The organism is Pseudomonas sp. SG20056 (assembly GCF_031764535.1).
Classification (GTDB): Bacteria; Pseudomonadota; Gammaproteobacteria; order Pseudomonadales; family Pseudomonadaceae; genus Aquipseudomonas.
On record NZ_CP134499.1, the window covers coordinates 2591177 to 2609245 of the forward strand.

Genomic DNA, 18069 nt, shown 5'->3' on the forward strand with positions numbered 1-18069 from the left:
GTGCACGCCCGTACACTGCGCGCCTTTTTCCTATGACGGGCGTACCAAATGCTTTTTCTTCTGCGCATGCTGGCGATGGGCGTGCATTTTATCCTCGCCGGCATTCTGGGCCTGTTGCTTGGCCTCTGCCGCCCGTTCAACCCGGATAACAGCCGCTTGTGCGCACGCCTCTACAGCGTCCCGGCGCAATGGCTGTTGCGCTGGAAGCTGAAGACCGACGTGCACACTCTGGAACACCAGCACTCCTGCGTGATCATCGCCAACCACCAATCAAACTATGATCTCTACGTGCTTGGCCGCGTGGTGCCCAAGCGCACCGTGAGCATCGGCAAGAAGAGCCTGAAGTGGGTGCCGTTCTTCGGTCAGCTGTACTGGCTGGCCGGCAACGTGCTGCTCGACCGTGGCAATGCGATTCGCGCCAAGCAGGCCATGCTCACCACCACCGACACCCTAAAACACAAGGACACCTCGATCTGGGTGTTCCCGGAAGGCACGCGCAACCTCGGCAAGGGCCTGCTGCCGTTCAAGAAAGGCGCATTTCAGATGGCAATTGCCGCTGGTGTACCGATTATCCCAGTGTGCGTCAGCACCTACGTCAACCATATCCAGCTCAACCGCTGGCATAGCGGCGAAATAATGATCCGCTCGCTGCCGGCCATCCCCACTGCGGGTCTGAGTCAGGATGATCTGCCGCAGCTGGTCGAAACCTGCCGCACGCAGATGCAGCACTGTATCGAGGCCATGGATCAGCAGCTTAGCCAAAGCGCCTGAGTCAACCCGTCCGCCAATAAAAAGCCCAGCCACGCGCTGGGCTTTTTATTGGCGGATGCAGCCCGCATAACAACCGTTTCAGTCACACCGGCAGCGAGCAAGCCGCTAAGCTGCGTGCTGAGGTCACCGATAATAAGGAAACACCATGGGTCGCGTTGTTGCTGCCGCCGTCTACAGCAAGGGCAAGAAAGTCACCAATATCAACCTCGACGAAGGCAAGCCATGGTCAAAGAAACCGGGGCATTTCGTCTGGATCGGCCTGCATGACCCCTGCTCCGAAGAGCTGACCAGCCTGCAGCAGCAATTCGACCTGCATGAACTGGCACTGGAAGACGCCCTGCAGCGGCACACCCGGCCCAAGTTGGAAACCTTCGGCGACGCGCTGTTTCTGGTGCTCTACTCACCCATTCTGGTTAATGACGAGCTGACCTTTGTCGAAACCCAGCTGTTCGCCGGCAGCGGTTACATCATCAGCGCACGCTATGGCGAATCCGCGCCCTATTCCCAGGTCCGCCAACGCTGCGAGGCGCGTCCGTTGCTGCTTGAGCACGGCGAAGATTTCGTGCTCTATGCCCTGCTCAGCTTCGTGATCGAGAACTACCGCCCGCTGATGGACAACTACCACGTCGAGCTTGAGGAAGTGGAACAGCACGTGCTGAAAAACCCACTGAGCCAGGCCGATGTCGAGCGCATCCAGGGCCTGCGTCGCGATCTGCTGCGGTTGCGTCGTTATATCGGGCCGCTGGCAGAAATCTGCAAAGAGCTGCAGCGCCTCGACTTCCCGTTTATCGACAAGAACATGCGCCCCTACTTCCGCGACGTGGCGATTCACGTCAACCGTTTGCTGGAAGACCTCACCGGCCTACGCGAGATGGCCGACCACGCCATCGAAATCGGCCTGCTGCTGGAATCCTCACGACAAAGCGTCACCCAGCGCAAGTTTGCCGCCTGGGCGGCGATTCTGGCCTTTCCCACGGCAGTGGCGGGAATATACGGGATGAACTTTCAGAACATGCCAGAGCTCGCCTGGCAGTACGGCTACTTTGGCGTACTCGGTCTGATCACCACAGGCTGCATCGGACTCTACGCGAGCTTCAAGCATTACGGCTGGCTATAGAGCGATGTTTAACGTCGCGTAACGGCAGCCTGCAGAATGGCGGCCACGGATGGCACGCCATAAAAAAGCCCGGTCACTGACCGGGCTTTTTCGTGCAACTGCAAGTTATTCAGCCAGGCCGGCACGACCCTGGGCGACAAAGCGCATCATCCACTCGGCCACGGTGTGGCCCTGGTGGTCATGCTGCAGGCTGTCGACGCCCTTGGAGTAGGCCGGCTCACCAATATGCTTTTGGCGCAGATCAAGCAGCGCGCGCGAGTAGTCATGCACAAACTCGGGGTGGCCCTGGAAGCACAGCACCTGATCACCGATGCAGTAGGAGGCGATTGGGCAGAACTCGCTGCTGGCCAGCAACGTGGCGTTTTCCGGCAGTTGGGTCACCTGATCCTGGTGGCTGATCAGCAGGGTCAGGTCCTCCAGGTCAGGACTCATCCAGGTCGGCTTGCTCGCCATGCGGTACTGATGGATACCCACCCCCCAGCCCTGCACCGCGCGCTCAGCCTTGCCGCCCAGCAACAGCGCCAGCAGCTGATGACCGAAGCACACACCGAGCAGCTTGTCGCCCCGGTTGTAGCGCTCCAGCAGGTAGGTTTTCAGCGTCTGGATCCAGGCATCGCTACCGAAGGAATCTGCCTTGCTGCCCGTCACCAGATAAGCATCGTAGCGCTCGCTGTCCGGCGGGTAATGCCCCTCCATCACGTTGTACACCTTGAACTCGGCAGCAATTGGCTGACGGGCGAACAACTGCTCGAACATACGGCCATAACTGTCGTATTGGTCGACCAATTCAGGGCGAAGAACATCGGTTTCCAGGATGCAGATCTGCAGCGGCATATGGGCGGTTACCTAGGGCGCAGGAGGGTTGTTTTTCCAGCGCGCAAGCGTGCCTGCTGACAGGCTGCAAGGCAATAGCTACGGGCTAAACCCGACCAATTACCCGGGGCCCATCAGCGCCCTCGATAGTCACCATAAGCACCATTCACTTCTGTCGATAGCGGCACGCGCAGATGATCTGGCCATCGGGCACTGCGCCCCACTTACCAGAGGACATGACCATGACCAGTTTTTCCGCCATCGCCAGCCTGCTTGCCGCATCGGCCTTTACCAGCAACCACAGCGCGAGCAGCCAACGCCAAGCCGAGAAAGTGCAAGCCGCACAACTCAAGGCCGACCAGAACGCCGGTAAATAACTGCACCCCGCAATCAGGAGAACGCCATGAGCATCGCCCAATCACTGAGCAACCAGAACGTCTATGGCGTGACCTATGCCACTGTCGACAGTAGCGGCATCCACTTTGAGTCAGAACTGGCCATCCAGCTTAGCGATGGCACCCTGACCACCTTGCATATGCCCACTCACCTGAGCGAGCGCCAGGCCATTCAACAGTTGCTCTGCGGTCGCCCGGCCTGCTGAACGCTACTGCGCTGGCATTGGGCAGCTCAGGTCGCCTTCTTCACAGACGGCCAGCTGCTCCAGCTCCTTGACCCGTGCGGCGGTCTTTTGCGTCAGGCAGCCGTTTAGCACCATCGGATAGGCCGAACCACCCTCCACCGACGCTGACTCGAACGCGCAAGCCAGATCACGGAACTTGATCCAGGCCAGCTGCACGTCCTTGAGTTGCTGTTTCTGCCCATCATCCAGACGCTTGCGGTAATCGCCGTAGAGCTGATTCAGACGTTTATCCTGAGCGGCATACTCTGCCGCCGCGCATTGATTGAGGGTGAGTTGATCCATGGCATTGGCGCAATCATCCGCCCACACCGGAGTGGCCAGTAACCCCAAGTTTATTGCCAGCACACTGCGTATCCCGATTGTCATAACACCTCCCTTGCGCCACACCGTCGTGGTCATTGCAGCAGTCTAGTGCTGTAGCCATAAATAGGCTGGTCTTCCACACACTACAGGCGATAAAAAACCGGCTCACAGGGAGCCGGTTTTCAGTATCTCTGCCTTAACGCGACGGCGTTAGAAACTTTCGTTCTTCGCCGCCTTCTCCAGCAACAACGCCGGCGGCAGGAAGCGCTCGCCGTACTGCTCAGCCAGGTACTGGGCGCGGGCGACAAAGTCCTTCACTCCGTACTGGTTGATAAATTGCAGCGCACCGCCGGTCCAGGCTGCAAAGCCGATGCCCATGATCGAGCCGATGTTGGCATCGGCTACCGACTTGAGCACGCCCTCTTCTACGCAGCGCACGGTTTCGATGGCCTGGATAAACAGGATGCGATCACGCACGTCAATCTGCGAAATCTGCGCATCGCTCTTCTCGAAACGCGCCTTGAGTTCCGGCCACAGGTGCTTCTTGCCACCCGCCGGGTAATCGTAGAAGCCCGCACCCGCTGCCTTGCCCGGCCGCTTGTACTCGTTGAGCATCATGTCGATCACGGCAAATGCCGGGTGCTCGGGGATCTGCTTGCCTTCGGCCGCGAGGTCCTTGATGGTCTGCTGACGGATATGGTTCATCAGGCTCATCGACACTTCATCGCTGATCGCCAGCGGGCCAACCGGCATGCCGGCCTTGCGCGCTTCGTTCTCGATCATCGCCGCGCTCACGCCCTCACCCAACATGGCCAGACCTTCATTGGTGAAAGTGCCGAACACCCGCGAGGTGAAGAAGCCGCGGCTGTCGTTGACCACGATCGGGGTCTTCTTGATCTGCATGACGTAGTCAAAACCACGCGCCAGGGTCTCGTCGCTGGTCTGCTCGCCCTTGATGATTTCCACCAACGGCATCTTGTCCACCGGGCTGAAGAAATGCAGACCGATAAACTTGTCCTGCTTCTGCACCGCCGTAGCCAGGCCGGTGATCGGCAGGGTCGAGGTGTTGGAAGCGATCACCGCATCCGCCAGCGCTGCACGTTCGGCTGCCGCGGTGACATTGGCCTTGAGGTCACGATCCTCAAATACCGCTTCGATGATCAGGTCGCAGCCCTCGAAATCAGCGTCACTGACCGTGGGTTTGATCCGCGCCAGGATGCCATCGCGCTTCTCGGCGCTCATCTGGCCACGGCCGACCTTTTTCTCCAGCAGCTTGACCGAGTAGCTCTTGCCCTTCTCAGCGGCTTCGATGGAGATGTCCTTGAGCACTACGTCGATACCGGCCACAGCCGACACATAGGCAATACCGGCGCCCATCATGCCGGCACCAAGCACACCAACTTTCTTGGTCACGTAAGGCTCGAAGCCCTGTGGACGCGAGCCGCCGGCGTTGATTTCATTGAGCTGGAACCAGAAGGTGCCAATCATGTTCTTCGCCACCTGGCCGGTGGTCAGCTCGGTGAAGTAGCGCGCTTCGATGATCTGCGCGGTGTCGAAGTCGACCTGCGCCCCCTCAACGGCGGCGCACATGATCTTCTCCGGCGCCGGGAAGCAGCCCTTGGTCTTGTCACGCAGCACGCTCGGGGCGATGGCCAGCATCTGCGCCACATTCGGGCTGGACGGCGTGCCGCCGGGAATTTTGTAGCCTTTCACGTCCCACGGCTGCACGGCGCTCGGGTTGGCGGCGATAAAGGCGCGCGCCTTGGCCAGCAGGTCATCACTGTCGCTGGCCAGTTCATGGATCAGACCAGCCTTGAGCGCCGCATCAGGGCGCACCTTCTTGCCTTCAGCCAGATACGGCAGGGCTTTTTCCAGGCCGAGGATGCGCACCATACGCACTACACCACCGCCGCCCGGCAGCAGGCCGAGGGTCACTTCCGGCAGGCCGAGCTGAATGCTGGAATTGTTCAGGGCGATACGGTGATGGCAGGCCAGAGCAATTTCCCAGCCGCCGCCCAGGGCTGCACCGTTGATCGCCGCCACCACCGGCTTACCCAGAGTTTCCAAGCGACGCAGTTGGCCCTTGATGTTGAGGATCATCTGGTAGAAGGCCGGCGCGTCGGCCTTGGTGACCTTGATCAGCTCATTGAGGTCGCCGCCGGCGAAGAAGGTCTTCTTCGCGGAGGTGAGGATGACCCCGGCAATGGAATCCTTCTCGGCTTCCAGTCGGTCGACGATCTTGCCCATGGCTTCGCGGTACACCGCGTTCATGGTGTTAGCGCTCTGGCCAGGCATGTCCATGGTCAGAACGACGATATTGTCCTGGCCTTTTTCGTAACGGATGGCGTCAGTCATTTTTCTTATCTCCGCCTCAAACTCGTTCAATGATGGTGGCGATGCCCATGCCACCACCTACGCACAGGGTGGCCAGGCCGTAGCGCAGCTGGCGCTTCTCCAGCTCGTCGAGCAGGGTGCCGAGGATGGCGCAACCGGTTGCACCCAGCGGGTGGCCCATGGCGATGGAGCCGCCGTTGACGTTGACCTTGTCCTCGCTGACGCCCATGTCCTTCATAAACTTCATCACCACCGAAGCAAACGCCTCGTTGACCTCGAACAGGTCGATGTCATTGACGTTCAGCCCCGCCTTGGCCAGCGCCTTGCGCGTGGCCGGTGCCGGGCCGGTGAGCATGATGGTCGGGTCGGTGCTGGTCACGGCAGTGGCGACGATGCGTGCACGCGGCTTCAGACCCAGCTCGCGGCCTTTGGCCTCGGAGCCGATCAGCATTAGGGCCGAGCCATCGACGATGCCCGAGCTGTTGCCTGGGGTGTGTACGTGGTTGATCTGCTCGACATGGCTGTAGACGCGCAGCGCGGTGCTGTCGAAGCCCATCTGGCCCATCATCTCGAAGCTCGGCTTGAGCTTGCCCAGGCCTTCGAGGGTGGATTCGCCACGGATAAACTCATCGTGATCGAGCAGGACGATGCCGTTCTGGTCCGCTACCGGAATCAGCGACTTGCTGAACGAGCCGTCCTTGCTGGCACGGGCGGCCTTCTGCTGCGAGCGCAGAGCGAAGCTGTCGACGTCCGTGCGGCTGAAACCTTCCAGGGTGGCGATCAGATCGGCGCCGATACCCTGCGGAGTGAAATGGGTGTGCATATTGGTCGCCGGGTCCATCACCCAGGCGCCGCCATCGGAGCCCATGGGAATGCGCGACATCGACTCGACACCGCCAACTACCACCAGGTCCTCGAAACCGGAACGTACCTTCATCGCGCCGAGGTTCACCGCTTCCAGGCCCGAGGCGCAGAAACGGTTGAGTTGCACGCCCGACACGCTGACATCCCAATCGGCAACCATGGCGGCCGTTTTGGCAATGTCCGCGCCCTGATCACCCACCGGCGTTACACAGCCGAGCACGATGTCATCGACCTGGCTGGTGTCCAGGTTATTGCGCGCTTGCAGCGCCTTGAGCAGGCCGGCGATCAGGTCGACAGGCTTGACGCTGTACAGCGCCCCGTCCTTCTTGCCCTTGCCGCGTGGCGTGCGCACGGCATCGAAAATATATGCTTCGGTCATGGCGTCCTCAGACCTCCAATGGAGGGTGGCTGATGGCGCAGGTGGGGCCCACGCCTGTTTTTGTTGAGTGGTAGGCCGTTGAAAAACGTCGGCGAGGCAGGAAAGACAAGGCAAAAACAGGCGAGGAAGCGGAGCTTACGAGCTGTAAATGAGCATTCCGAGCCTGTTTTTAACGCCGTATTGCCAACGTAGGTAGTTTTTCAACGGCCTGCGGGGCCTACCATACGCCGGGCGGGGGCAGTCTCAATGACCGAAGTGCTCAGGCCTATTGACCGCTCAGCTCAGACAAACGGTCAATCACTGGGCAAAAGGCAACAAGCGCGTCTAGCTCAAGGCCCGCTTGCCTGATGCGGGCCAGGCGTCATAACCGCTGGCAACTAGCCTGCGCACCTTAGTAATCAAGGCATCTATAGCCAGGCGCTGCGCGCCCCTACAGTTGAATCAAGCCACCGGCAAATAGAGCGCAGGTCGGCTGTTGTAGGCGTCGTCGCCGGGTTTTGCCGGGACGGCTTGAATGATCAACACGAGGCGTGGCGTCGCATCCGCGTATTAAGCAGGACAGCGACGACCACCCGCAAAAAACAACAAGGCCAACCGCCATGTTCAATCCAGTGAAAATGCGTCAGGCAGGCATGATCGTGTTTGCCACCACCGTCATTCTGATTCTTCCCAACCTGACCCGCTTGGTCAGCTAAACCCCTGATTTCCTGCCCTGCCTGCCACCGTGGAGTGAGCCGGCAGCGGCAGCGCTAACTCAACAAACACGTGCAAAGCAGCGCCTGTGCTAGGGTGATTTCAATCAACCCAAGGAGCACACCATGCGCACCCTATTTGCCACCCTCAGCCTGCTGGTCAGCCTGCCTCTGCTGGCCGGCGAAGCCGAACTCAGCGCCGCCGTTGTCGCCCTGCAATCACCGGAAAGCGTGCTGATCGATGTGCGTACCGCCGATGAATTCGCCGCCGGCGCACTGCCAGGTGCAGAGCAGATCGAGCATGAACAGATCGCCAGCCGCATCAGCGCTATTGCCCCGGACAAGGACACCCCCATCGTGCTGTATTGCCGCAGCGGCCGCCGCTCCAGCATCGCCGAAGAAAGCCTGCGCGCCATGGGCTACAGCAACCTGATCAACGCGGGCGGCTATGACGAACTGAAACTCGCCCTGGAGTCGCAGGATTGAATAAGCGCACCCTCTGCATCGCCCTGCTCGCCCTCCTACCCTTCAGCCACCTGCACGCCGCCGAATTGACCCTGGAACTGGGCAACGGCAGCCAGCGCCTGAGCAGCGCGCAACTTCTCGCCCACCCGCAAGCGCAAAACGTCGCGATCAGTGACGACGTCAGCTACAAACGCAGCATGCGCTACCGCGCCGTACCGTTGGCCGCGCTGCTGGAAGGAGTACAACCGGGTGATCACCTGCAACTGGTGGCCAGCGACGGCTTTGCCGCCGAACTCTCCGCCGCCCCCGCGCTCAGCCAAACTGGCAGCAAAGCCTGGCTGGCCATCGAAGACCCAGCGCAACCCTGGCCCGACCTAGGCAACGGCAAACCCAGCGCCGGGCCGTTCTACCTGGTCTGGCAAAACCCGGCCGCCAGCCAGATCGGCCCGGAGCAATGGCCCTTCCAACTGGCCACCATCCGCAAACTGGCTCCGGTAGCGCAGCGCTTCCCGCAGCTACTGCCCGCCGCCGAAGCCAGCCCGGCGGTGCAGGCCGGTTTTGCCCAATACCAGAAGAACTGCATGGCCTGTCATCGGTTGAATGGCGCCGGAGACTCACAGTTCGGCCCGGACCTGAATATTCCGCATAACCCGACGGAGTATTTCAGCGGCGACTTTCTAACCCGCTATATCCGAGACCCACAAAGTTTGCGGCGCTGGCCGCAGGGGAAGATGCCGGGGTTTGCGGTTGAGGTATTGAGTGACAAGGAATTGGGGGAGTTGGTTGAGTATTTACGGCACATGGCGGGGCGCAAAGTGCAGCCTTTGTAGGAGCGGGCTTGCCCGCGAATCGAGGTGAATACAAAAACATCGCGGCCAATAACTAGGCGTTCCCGCCGCTCCTACAGGTTTCGCAGAGCCCGCCAGTTCGTAGGATGGGTCGGGCCACGCAGGTTGAGCAACGTGATGCTCATCAAATCGTCTTGGTGGCAGGCATCTGCTTTGGCTTTTAGTCAATCCACACAAAACGTGCAGACGACGCCAAACGCCCCTTCAGGAGGGTGAACAGAATCGTTGTGTAGAGGGGTGAGCCGCATGGATGCGGCGAAAGGCGTAAAGGGCCAGGGACGGCCCTTGTACGCCGACCCTCGGAGCAATGATGGCGTGAACGAACCCTGCCGCAGGCAGGGCCGGATGTCGGGGCTAGACCTTTTGGTTCCTTTTGGGGCAATTGCCAAAAGGGACTCGCCCGTAAGGGGCGAAACCAAAATCAAAACTCACCACGCTAATGAACTTGTCGCAGAACCTGGACATAAAGCATCAAAAGCACGCGGCTAAAGCCCCTCCTACAAAACTGGCGCTATGTATCAAAACGTGAATGAACCGAATCGCGATGCGATGGCATCCATCACATCGGCAGCATGGGTATCGCTGTACTCAATCTGCGCGGCCCGCCCCATCCTACGGACTAGCACACCCCACGAAGCCAGCGCAGCGCCTTTACTGCTGTTGCACCCGCACCAGCGGTGCAACCTCCACCTGCGCATGCATCTGCTCGATGCCACCGCCCCGGCGCATGCCACGCACCGGGCAGGCATCCAGGTAGTCCAGGCCCACGGCCAACTTCAAATGCCGCTCCGGCTTGGCCAGACAGTTAGTCACATCAAAGCTGTACCAGGCGTCGTCCAGCCAGGCTTCGGCCCAGGCGTGGCTGGCCAGGTGGTCTTCGCTGTCGGTAAACAGATAACCCGACACATAACGCGCCGGCACACCCAGGCTGCGTGCGCAGGCCAGGAAGGCATGAGCGTGATCTTGGCAAACGCCCTTGCCGCCGGCGAAGGCTTCACTGGCGCTGGTTTCCACGGCGGTGCTGCCCGGCTGGTAACGGATATGCGCATTCAACGCATGCATCAGGTCGATCAGGCCGCTGCGGTCCGTGCGGCTGCGGCTCTGCAGCTTAGCGAACTCGCGCAGAGCTTCGTCGGCGTCGGTCAGGCGGGTAAAGCGCAGAAACGGCAGCGCCGACTGGCTTTCGTGCTCGGCCTCGCGCGCCTCGTCGATTTCCACCTGGCCACGAGCACCGATAACGATGGATTCGTGCGGCTCGTCCATCGTCAGCACATGCAGAATATTGCCGTAAGGGTCGAGTTGCGCACGCACCGGGCGCGGCAGAGTCAGCTGCCAGCTGAGCACCTGCTGGCGTTCGCTGTCGTGCGGCGTCATACGCAGATACTGGATGCTGGTGCGCACCTGGTCTTCATAGTGATAGGTAGTGTCGTGGCTGATTGACAGTCTCATGCGACCTCCAGGTAGGAACTTTGGATGGCTTGGCCCAGCTGGCGAACCAGCAGGATGAAATCGGTGAGCCAGGCGTGCAGGCCCTCGTCGAGTACTTCTTCGATGCTGGTATAGCGCAGCCGCGCTTCCAGTTCGGCGGCCAGGCGCTGGGCCGGGCGGCCGTTGTCGCCAGGCAGGCTGGCGAGCATCAGGCTCAATTCGTCCATGCAGGCGCGCAGCGAGCGCGGTACATCGGCACGTAGCAGCAGCAGTTCGGAGACTTTGCGCGTACCCGGTGAGCCGCGGTAGATCTCGGCGAATGCCTCGAACGAGGACAGTGCGCGCAGCAGCGCGGTCCACTGGTAATAACTGCGTGCCGGTCGGCCGTCGATTTCGTCGATGTCTTCGCCAAGCATTTCGTAGCGCGCATCGAGCAGGCGCAGGGTGTTGTCGGCGCGCTCGATAAAGGTGCCCAGACGGATAAAGCGATACGGGTCGCCGCGCATGATGGTGCCGAAGGTGGCGCCACGGAACAGATGCGAGCGCTCCTTGACCCATTCGCAGAAACGGCTGATGCCGTAGCGACTCAGGCCTTGCTGCGCGATGCCATGGATTTCCAGCCAGGTGGCGTTGATGTTTTCCCACATGTCGGCGGTGATCCGCCCGCGCACGGCGTGGGCGTTGCTGCGCGCGGCCTGCAGGCAGCAGTAGATGCTCGCCGGGTTGGTCGCATCGAGGGCGAAGAAGTGCAGCATGCGCTCGGCGTGCAGCGGGCCGTGGCGCTCCAGGTAATCGTCGAGGGTGCCGGTAATCAGCAGCGGCAGAGCCAGCTCTTCCAGGCCATCGCCGCGGCCGTCCTGTGGCATCAGCGACAGCGAGTAGCTGACTTCAAGCATGCGCGCGAGGTTTTCCGCGCGCTCCAGGTAGCGTGACATCCAGTACAGATCAGAGGCAGTTCTTGAAAGCATGGTTAGTCCTCCACCACCCAGGTGTCTTTAGTGCCGCCACCCTGGGACGAGTTGACCACCAGCGAGCCTTCGCGCAGCGCGACGCGGGTCAGGCCGCCGGGGACGATGCGGGTTTCCTTGCCGGACAGAACGAACGGCCGCAGATCGATATGGCGAGGCGCGATGCCGCGCTCAACAAAGGTCGGGCAGGTCGACAGGCACAGGGTCGGTTGGGCGATATAGGCCTCGGGGCGGGCAATCAGGCGGGCGCGGAAGTCTTCGATTTCGGCCTTGGTGGCTGCCGGGCCAACCAGCATGCCGTAGCCCCCGGAACCTTGGGTTTCCTTGACCACCAGATGCTCCAGGTTGGCCAGCACATGGGACAGCTCGGCCGGTTTGCGGCACTGGAAGGTCGGCACGTTTTTCAGGATCGGCTCTTCGCTGAGGTAGAAGCGGATCATGTCGTCGACATAGGGATAGATCGATTTATCGTCCGCCACCCCGGTGCCGATGGCATTGGCCAGCACCACGTTACCGCTGCGGTAACAGGCCAGCAGGCCAGGCACGCCGAGCATGGAATCGGGGTTGAACGCCAATGGATCAAGGAAGGCGTCGTCAAGGCGACGGTAGACCACGTCCACCTGCTTGGCCCCGGCGGTGGTGCGCATAAACAGCTTGTCGTCACGCACAAACAGGTCCGCACCTTCAACCAGCTCCACGCCCATTTCGCGGGAAAGAAAGGCGTGTTCGAAATAGGCGCTGTTGAAACGCCCCGGCGTCAGCACCACGACGTTGGGGTTATCCAATGGGCTGGAAGATTTGAGCGTGTCGAGCAGCAGGTTCGGGTAGTGATCGATCGGCGCCACGCGCTGGGCAGCAAACAGCTCGGGGAACAGGCGCATCATCATCTTGCGGTCTTCGAGCATGTAGCTGACGCCGCTGGGCGTGCGCAGGTTGTCTTCCAGTACGTAGTAGCTGCCGTCACCGTCGCGCACCAGGTCTACGCCTGCAATGTGGGCGTAAAGGTCGCGGTGCAGGTTGAGACCCTGCATGGCGATCTGATAGCCCTCGTTGGCCAGCACCTGCTCGGCGGGCACGATGCCGGCCTTGATGATGCGCTGGTCGTGGTAGAGGTCGGCGAGGAACATGTTCAGCGCCTGCACGCGCTGGATGCAGCCGCGCTCGACGATGCGCCATTCACTGGCGGGGATGCTGCGCGGGATGATGTCGAACGGAATCAGCCGCTCGGTGCCCTGATCGTCGCCATACAGGGTGAAGGTGATACCCGCGCGGTGGAACAGCAGGTCGGCTTCCCGGCGGCGCTGGGCCAGCAGTTCATCCGGTGTATCTGCCAACCAGCGGGCAAAGGCTTGATAGTGCGGGCGGACAGCACCGCTCGCGTCGTACATCTCGTCATAAAAGGTGCGGGCCATGCCGTACTCCTTGTCACCCGGACATGGAGACAGCTTTGCAAGGCCCGCGCCATACAACAAAAATGTTTTAAATCAGTTACTTGAGCATTGGCGATACGAGCAACGCACCAAGCCGGGGCGCAATGGTGACCGCCAGGTCGCAAGGCGCGCCATTTTAAGGCGGCCAGTCCGTAGGGTGGATAACGCTCTTTTTATCCACCGCACGGCAACCACTGGTGGATGGGAAAGCGTCATCCACCCTAGCCGAGCATCAGAACCCGGCCAGTTGCAGCCAATGGCGATAGAAGCCTTCGGCTACGCGGTTCAGTTCGGCAACTTTGTCGGGTAGTTGGTCGAGCATCTGCGCCCTGCTCTGCTGGCTCGGTTGGCTTTCATCCAGCAGGTGGTGCCAGTCGCCGAGCCACTGGCGCACCAGGGCTTCGTCCATTTCCGGGTGGCCTTGCAGGGCCAAGACTTTATCGCCCCAGGCAAACGCCTGGTTACTGCACCAGGGGCTGCGGAGCAAAGGCTGTGCGCCCTCGGGAATAGCAAAGCTGTCGCCATGCCACTGGAAGATCGGGAACTGCTCAGGCACATGCTGTAACCAGGGGCTGGGCGCCGCCTGGTCAAGACGGGTCAGCGGCTGCCAGCCACTTTCGGTGTAAGGCATGCGGCTGATATCCGCGCCTAGCGCCTTGGCCAACAGCTGGCCGCCCAGACAGTGGCCGATCAACGGAATATCGCGGCGGATAAAGTGCTGCAGCGCGGCGACTTCGGTGGCCAGCCAGGGCAGCTGATCATTGACGCTCATTGGTCCGCCCATGATGGCCACGGCCTTGGGTCGGTCCAGATCAATGCCGTCCAGCTCACCGAGGTCAGCGCGTAACACGGTATAGGGGTGGCCAGCCTGCTCAAGCACCTTGCCCAGGTGGGCCGGCGGGCAGTAATCAATGTGGGTGAAAATCAGAATGTCGGTCATGCGCCAAGTCTGAAGCAAAGCACGGGCTGGGGTCGAGGGGCGATTGGCTGGGCGCGCGCAGGCGAGGTAGAAATGACACGGGCCAGCTTATGGCCGGCCCGTGTTTGGATTGCAGAACCTGTTTACGATCTCGCGAGCTAGAGCCATGCAAGGCAAAAACAGGCGAGGAAGCGGAGTTTACGGGCTGTAAATGAGCATTCCGAGCCTGTTTTTAACGCAGCAGGGCCGACGCGCAGCAGACCGTAGACAGGTTCTCAGGGCTGCCTTACCTCCTGGGTAACACCCCACCCATCCAGTTTGCCGCCAAGCGGCGCCACGACTGACTCCAGGTCATGCTCGAAGTCGTCGATGCCGTGGTATGTCGCGAACATTACTTTACTGACTTGCAGGTGCCAGACACCGTCATCACGCTCGGTCACCAGGGCGTGTAAAGACTCACCTCGAAATTTGCGGGTGGCCATGCGGGCCCGCTCTTCATCAGGGAAAAGGGCGTAGAACTCGATGGGATGGAAGCTGGCAAAGTCGAAGCCACCCTCCTTCATCCGCCGTAAAACCCCGTTACTGACATCATCGTGCAAGGCTGTGCTCATGAAGTGACCTCCTCAGGCGATGGACAAATTTACAGGACGCTAAAGAACCAACTAGGTGTCGATACTGCAGTGCTACGACCTGGTAAACGCTTTCCCATTGCTACCGCCAGAGCCTCAGCGGTGTTGCGGCACCGATTGCAGTGCCGCCCGAGAATCAAGCGATGTGCTGCTTGATATGTCATAAGCCAGACCTGAAACCAGGGCTGGTCAACGCAGGCTTGTTCAGAGCGAACAAGTCAGAAGCGTCAGTTGCAGACTAGTCCCATCAACGCGCATTTGCCCAGCGAAAGTTGTTTCAGCCACACATCTAGCCCATCAGTCGCGACTAAGCCAGGCCATGATGCGCCGGCTCAGCCAGGCGGGCGTCAGCTGGCCGGACCAGTACAGCAGCTTGAATTGTCGGCTGATCGGCCGGTGTACCGCACGGCTGCGGGTTTGCGCCAAAGCGGCCTGAGCCACGGCTTCAGCCTCAAGATTGACGCCCAGACGGCGCAATACCGGGGCCTGGAAGCGTTGGTTGTTAAGCATCGGCGTGCTGACAAACGGCGGCATCAGGTCGCCGACGCGGATGCCGTGCTTGGCCCACTCGAGGTCCAGCGCCTCGGTCAGACCGCGCACGGCGAACTTGGAGGCCGAATAGCTGGCCAGATGCGGCACGCCATAGAGCCCGGAGGCCGAGCCCATATTGATCACCTGGGCGTCGGGCGTGGCTTTCAAATAGGGAAAGGCCGCGTGGGTCATATTTAGCAGCCCCTGCACGTTGATCTGCAGAATGCGCGCATGCTCGCTGAGCTCGATGTCCTCGAAGTGCCCGCATTGCAGAATCCCGGCACTGTTGAACAGCAGGCGCAACTGACCGCCATGCAGGGCGCAGAAGTCGGCCAGGGCGACCTTGACTGCCGCCGGGTCGGCCACATCCAGCTCGGCATGCCAGACGTTACCCAACTCACCGGCCAACTGAGTCAGCGCCTGGTGGTTGATATCCAGCAACCCAACCTGCCAGCCGTGTTGATGAAACAACCTCGCGGTGGCGGCGCCGATCCCTGACGCGGCGCCGGTAATCAGAATATTGTTCACTCAGCAGCCCCGCTCACGCAGAAAACTCACCACTTCAGCCAAGGCAAAATCGGCGGCTTTGAGCATGCCCGCGTGGGCCTGAAACACATGCCACAGGTCCGGATAACGCTGCAGGCGCACATCCACACCCGCCGCCTGGGCCTTGTCGGCAAAGCGCAGGCTGTCGTTACGCAAAATCTCGTCTTCACCGACCTGAATCAGTACAGGGGCCAGGCCATGCAGATCGGCAAACTGCGGCGATAAACCGGGATCGTCATGGGCTAGTCCGGTCGGGCAATACAGCGCCAGCGCCTGCTCAACCCATTTGCGGTGGATCAGCGGGTCACCGGCGGGCGGTTCGTGTAGCTGGGTGCCGGTAAAGTCGGTGACTGGGGAGAAACACACCAGCGCCGCTGGTTGCGGCAGCCCTTGGTCACGCAGGCGCAGGCTGGTGATCAGGCTCAGGTTGCCACCGGCCGAATCGCCGCCAATCACGATCTGCTCAGGCTTGTAGCCTATCTTTATCAATTCCTGAAACGCAGCCAGGGCATCCTCGCGGGCCGCCGGGTATTGATGCTCGGGTGCCAGCCGGTAATCCAGCGCGCACACATCCATCTGTCCGCGTTTGGCCAGGGTCGAGCAGATCGTGCGGTGGGTGTTCGGCCCACCAATCAGATAAGCCCCGCCATGCAGGTACAGCAGCACAGTGCCGCGACCACTCTGTGGTTTGTGCCACTCACAGAATCGCCCGCCCAAGGTACCGGCGCTACGGGTAACGCCACTCGGCGCCGGGCTGGCGGCTGTTAGCAGGCGCAGCACCGCACGCTGGCCGGCAATCGGCATCGGCGGGCGCACCAGACCACGGAACAGTAGGCGCAGGCTGGTACGCAAAACGCTGCGCAGCAGCGCCTGATCGGCCGCCGGTGCGGCGAATTCAACGGGTGCATTCATAGTCATCAAGCTCCGGTGCGCGGGTCTGCTGGCGGTAAGTGAAGGTATAGCCCGGCCAGTTATTGGTGCTTTTGCCGGAGGCGGTTTTGTACCAGCTTGAGCAGCCCTGCTCCCATATCGTTCGATGTGAGCTGGCCTGAATTTGCTGGTTGTAGCGCTGCTGTACTGCAGCTTTTACGTCGACATAACGGGCGCCTTGCTGACGCAGCAAATCGATGCAGCCGAGCACATAGCGGAACTGGCTTTCCAGCATATAGATGATCGAGTTATGCCCCAGGTTGGTATTGGGCCCGTAAAGGATAAACAGGTTGGGGAAACCGCTGACGCTGACGCCCTTGTACGCCTCGGCCCCGTCTCGCCAGGCCTGGTTCAGCTCCTGTCCACCGAGCCCACGAATCTGCATCGGCGCAAGAAAATCCGTGGCAGCAAAGCCGGTGCCGTAAATCAGTACATCGCACGGATGCTCGCGGCCATCGGCGGTGATGATTGCCGTCTCGCTGACGCGGCTGATCGCCTCGCTGATCACCGTCACGTTGGGCTGCGCCAGTGCTGGCAGGTAGTCATTGCTGATCAGGATGCGTTTGCAGCCCATGGGGTAGTTCGGCTGCAGCTGGCTGCGCAGTTGCGGATCACTGATGTGCTGTTTGAGGTGGCGCTCGAAGCTGAAGCGAAACAGCTTCATCAGCCACGGCATGCTGATAAACGCCAGGCCGCGCACCTCGTGCTGCACATACTTGAAGCCACGGTCGAGGCGCTGCAACCACGGTAGTCGGCGCATCAACGCCAGCTCCCAGGGCCGATAGGCACGATCCGGCTTGGGCAACACATAGGCCGCCGAGCGTTGAAACAACTTGAGTTCGCCCACCTGCGGCTGAATCTGCGGAACAAACTGGATCGCCGAAGCGCCGGTGCCGATCACCGCCACACGCTTACCGTTCAGGTTCAGGTCATGCCGCCAGCGCGCCGAGTGAAAGGCCTCCCCGGCGAACTGCTCGATCCCTGGTAACGCCGGATAAGCCGGCTGATTGAGCTGGCCGCAGGCGCTGATCAGCACCTCGGCGCTGAGTTCCTCACCCGTGCTCAGGGTCACCCGCCACAACGCTGCCGCCGCATCGAAAGCCGCCGAGGCCACTTCGGCATTGCAGCGAATACGCGAGCGCAGCTGGTACTTGGCCACGCAATGCAGCATATAGCCGTGGATTTCCGCCTGGGGCGCGAACTTGCGGCTCCAGTCGGTTTTCGGCTCAAAAGAAAACGAATACAGGTGCGACGGCACATCGCAGGCCGCCCCCGGGTAGCTGTTATCGCGCCAGGTGCCACCGACTTCTGCGGCCTTCTCAAGGATCAGAAAGTCCTCGACTCCAACCTTCTGTAACTGAATGGCCATGCCCAAGCCGCCAAAGCCGCTGCCGATAATCAGCACGCGTAAGGGAGCCAGATGCAGGGAGTTGTTATTCATTGTTCGATCCCCAACCGCAAA

General features: G+C 60.9%; 18 protein-coding genes. 6 read left to right on the forward strand and 12 right to left on the reverse strand.

Annotated features, from left to right (window positions below):
- The first annotated feature begins 48 nt into the window (after positions 1-48).
- Together RHP75_RS12380 and RHP75_RS12385 are read left to right on the forward strand one after the other, a co-directional pair.
- Complete coding sequence (locus RHP75_RS12380) at positions 49-771, forward strand: 1-acylglycerol-3-phosphate O-acyltransferase (protein ID WP_311088439.1); 723 nt, start codon at positions 49-51, stop codon at positions 769-771.
- Positions 772-916: 145 nt separating this feature from the next.
- A complete protein-coding gene (locus RHP75_RS12385) occupies positions 917-1888 on the forward strand; it encodes a magnesium and cobalt transport protein CorA (RefSeq protein WP_311088440.1) in 972 nt (323 codons plus the stop codon).
- A 105-nt stretch (positions 1889-1993) separates the two neighbouring features.
- Here the strand turns inward: RHP75_RS12385 and RHP75_RS12390 are convergent, their stop codons facing one another.
- Positions 1994-2722 carry an amidotransferase gene (locus RHP75_RS12390; RefSeq protein WP_305589153.1) on the reverse strand — a complete coding sequence of 243 codons (729 nt, stop codon included), beginning with the start codon at positions 2720-2722 and terminating at the stop codon, positions 1994-1996.
- A gap of 221 nt (positions 2723-2943) precedes the next feature.
- Here RHP75_RS12390 and RHP75_RS12395 point away from each other — a divergent pair, with 221 nt between their 5' ends.
- A complete protein-coding gene (locus RHP75_RS12395) occupies positions 2944-3078 on the forward strand; it encodes a hypothetical protein (protein ID WP_305589155.1) in 135 nt (44 codons plus the stop codon).
- Between the two features lie 26 nt (positions 3079-3104).
- A complete protein-coding gene (ptrC, locus tag RHP75_RS12400; RefSeq protein ID WP_311088441.1) occupies positions 3105-3302 on the forward strand; it encodes a type III secretion system co-regulatory protein PtrC in 198 nt (65 codons plus the stop codon).
- A gap of 3 nt (positions 3303-3305) precedes the next feature.
- Here ptrC and RHP75_RS12405 read toward each other — a convergent pair whose 3' ends face one another.
- From RHP75_RS12405 to RHP75_RS12415, 3 genes are all read right to left on the reverse strand, one after another.
- The gene (locus RHP75_RS12405) at positions 3306-3707 is read right to left on the reverse strand and encodes a lysozyme inhibitor LprI family protein (protein WP_311088442.1); all 402 of its coding nucleotides are present in this window, start codon (positions 3705-3707) and stop codon (positions 3306-3308) included.
- Positions 3708-3854: 147 nt separating this feature from the next.
- Positions 3855-5999, reverse strand: a complete 2145-nt coding sequence (locus tag RHP75_RS12410) for a 3-hydroxyacyl-CoA dehydrogenase NAD-binding domain-containing protein (protein ID WP_311088443.1) — start codon at positions 5997-5999, stop codon at positions 3855-3857.
- 16 nt (positions 6000-6015) lie between these two features.
- Entirely contained in the window at positions 6016-7221 is a 1206-nt protein-coding gene (locus RHP75_RS12415; protein ID WP_311088444.1) for an acetyl-CoA C-acetyltransferase, read from the reverse strand.
- Between the two features lie 818 nt (positions 7222-8039).
- Here RHP75_RS12415 and RHP75_RS12420 point away from each other — a divergent pair.
- Both RHP75_RS12420 and RHP75_RS12425 read left to right on the forward strand, forming a co-directional pair.
- Positions 8040-8399, forward strand: coding sequence for a rhodanese-like domain-containing protein (locus tag RHP75_RS12420; protein WP_311088445.1), 360 nt, complete (start codon positions 8040-8042; stop codon positions 8397-8399).
- On the forward strand, positions 8396-9208 hold the full coding sequence (locus RHP75_RS12425) for a cytochrome c (RefSeq protein ID WP_311088446.1): 813 nt from the start codon (positions 8396-8398) through the stop codon (positions 9206-9208). The genes RHP75_RS12420 and RHP75_RS12425 overlap by 4 nt, the downstream gene beginning before the upstream one ends.
- Positions 9209-9877: 669 nt before the next feature.
- Here the strand turns inward: RHP75_RS12425 and RHP75_RS12430 are convergent.
- From RHP75_RS12430 to RHP75_RS12465, 8 genes are all read right to left on the reverse strand, one after another.
- A complete protein-coding gene (locus RHP75_RS12430) occupies positions 9878-10675 on the reverse strand; it encodes a transglutaminase family protein (RefSeq protein WP_311088447.1) in 798 nt (265 codons plus the stop codon).
- Complete coding sequence (locus RHP75_RS12435) at positions 10672-11622, reverse strand: alpha-E domain-containing protein (protein WP_311088448.1); 951 nt, start codon at positions 11620-11622, stop codon at positions 10672-10674. Before RHP75_RS12435 ends, RHP75_RS12430 begins: the two co-directional genes overlap by 4 nt.
- A gap of 2 nt (positions 11623-11624) precedes the next feature.
- Positions 11625-13034 (reverse strand): circularly permuted type 2 ATP-grasp protein, encoded by a 1410-nt coding sequence (locus RHP75_RS12440; RefSeq protein ID WP_311088449.1) that lies wholly within the window; start codon positions 13032-13034, stop codon positions 11625-11627.
- Between the two features lie 250 nt (positions 13035-13284).
- Entirely contained in the window at positions 13285-13992 is a 708-nt protein-coding gene (locus tag RHP75_RS12445) for a type 1 glutamine amidotransferase (protein ID WP_311088450.1), read from the reverse strand.
- Between the two features lie 254 nt (positions 13993-14246).
- Entirely contained in the window at positions 14247-14582 is a 336-nt protein-coding gene (locus RHP75_RS12450) for a ribonuclease E inhibitor RraB (RefSeq protein WP_108490342.1), read from the reverse strand.
- Positions 14583-14897: 315 nt separating this feature from the next.
- Positions 14898-15659 (reverse strand): SDR family oxidoreductase, encoded by a 762-nt coding sequence (locus RHP75_RS12455; RefSeq protein WP_311088451.1) that lies wholly within the window; start codon positions 15657-15659, stop codon positions 14898-14900.
- On the reverse strand, positions 15660-16589 hold the full coding sequence (locus RHP75_RS12460) for an alpha/beta hydrolase (protein ID WP_311088452.1): 930 nt from the start codon (positions 16587-16589) through the stop codon (positions 15660-15662).
- Positions 16573-18048: an NAD(P)/FAD-dependent oxidoreductase gene (locus RHP75_RS12465; protein WP_311088453.1), complete on the reverse strand. Its 1476-nt coding sequence runs from the start codon at positions 18046-18048 to the stop codon at positions 16573-16575. The genes RHP75_RS12460 and RHP75_RS12465 overlap by 17 nt, the downstream gene beginning before the upstream one ends.
- Positions 18049-18069 lie beyond the last annotated feature (21 nt).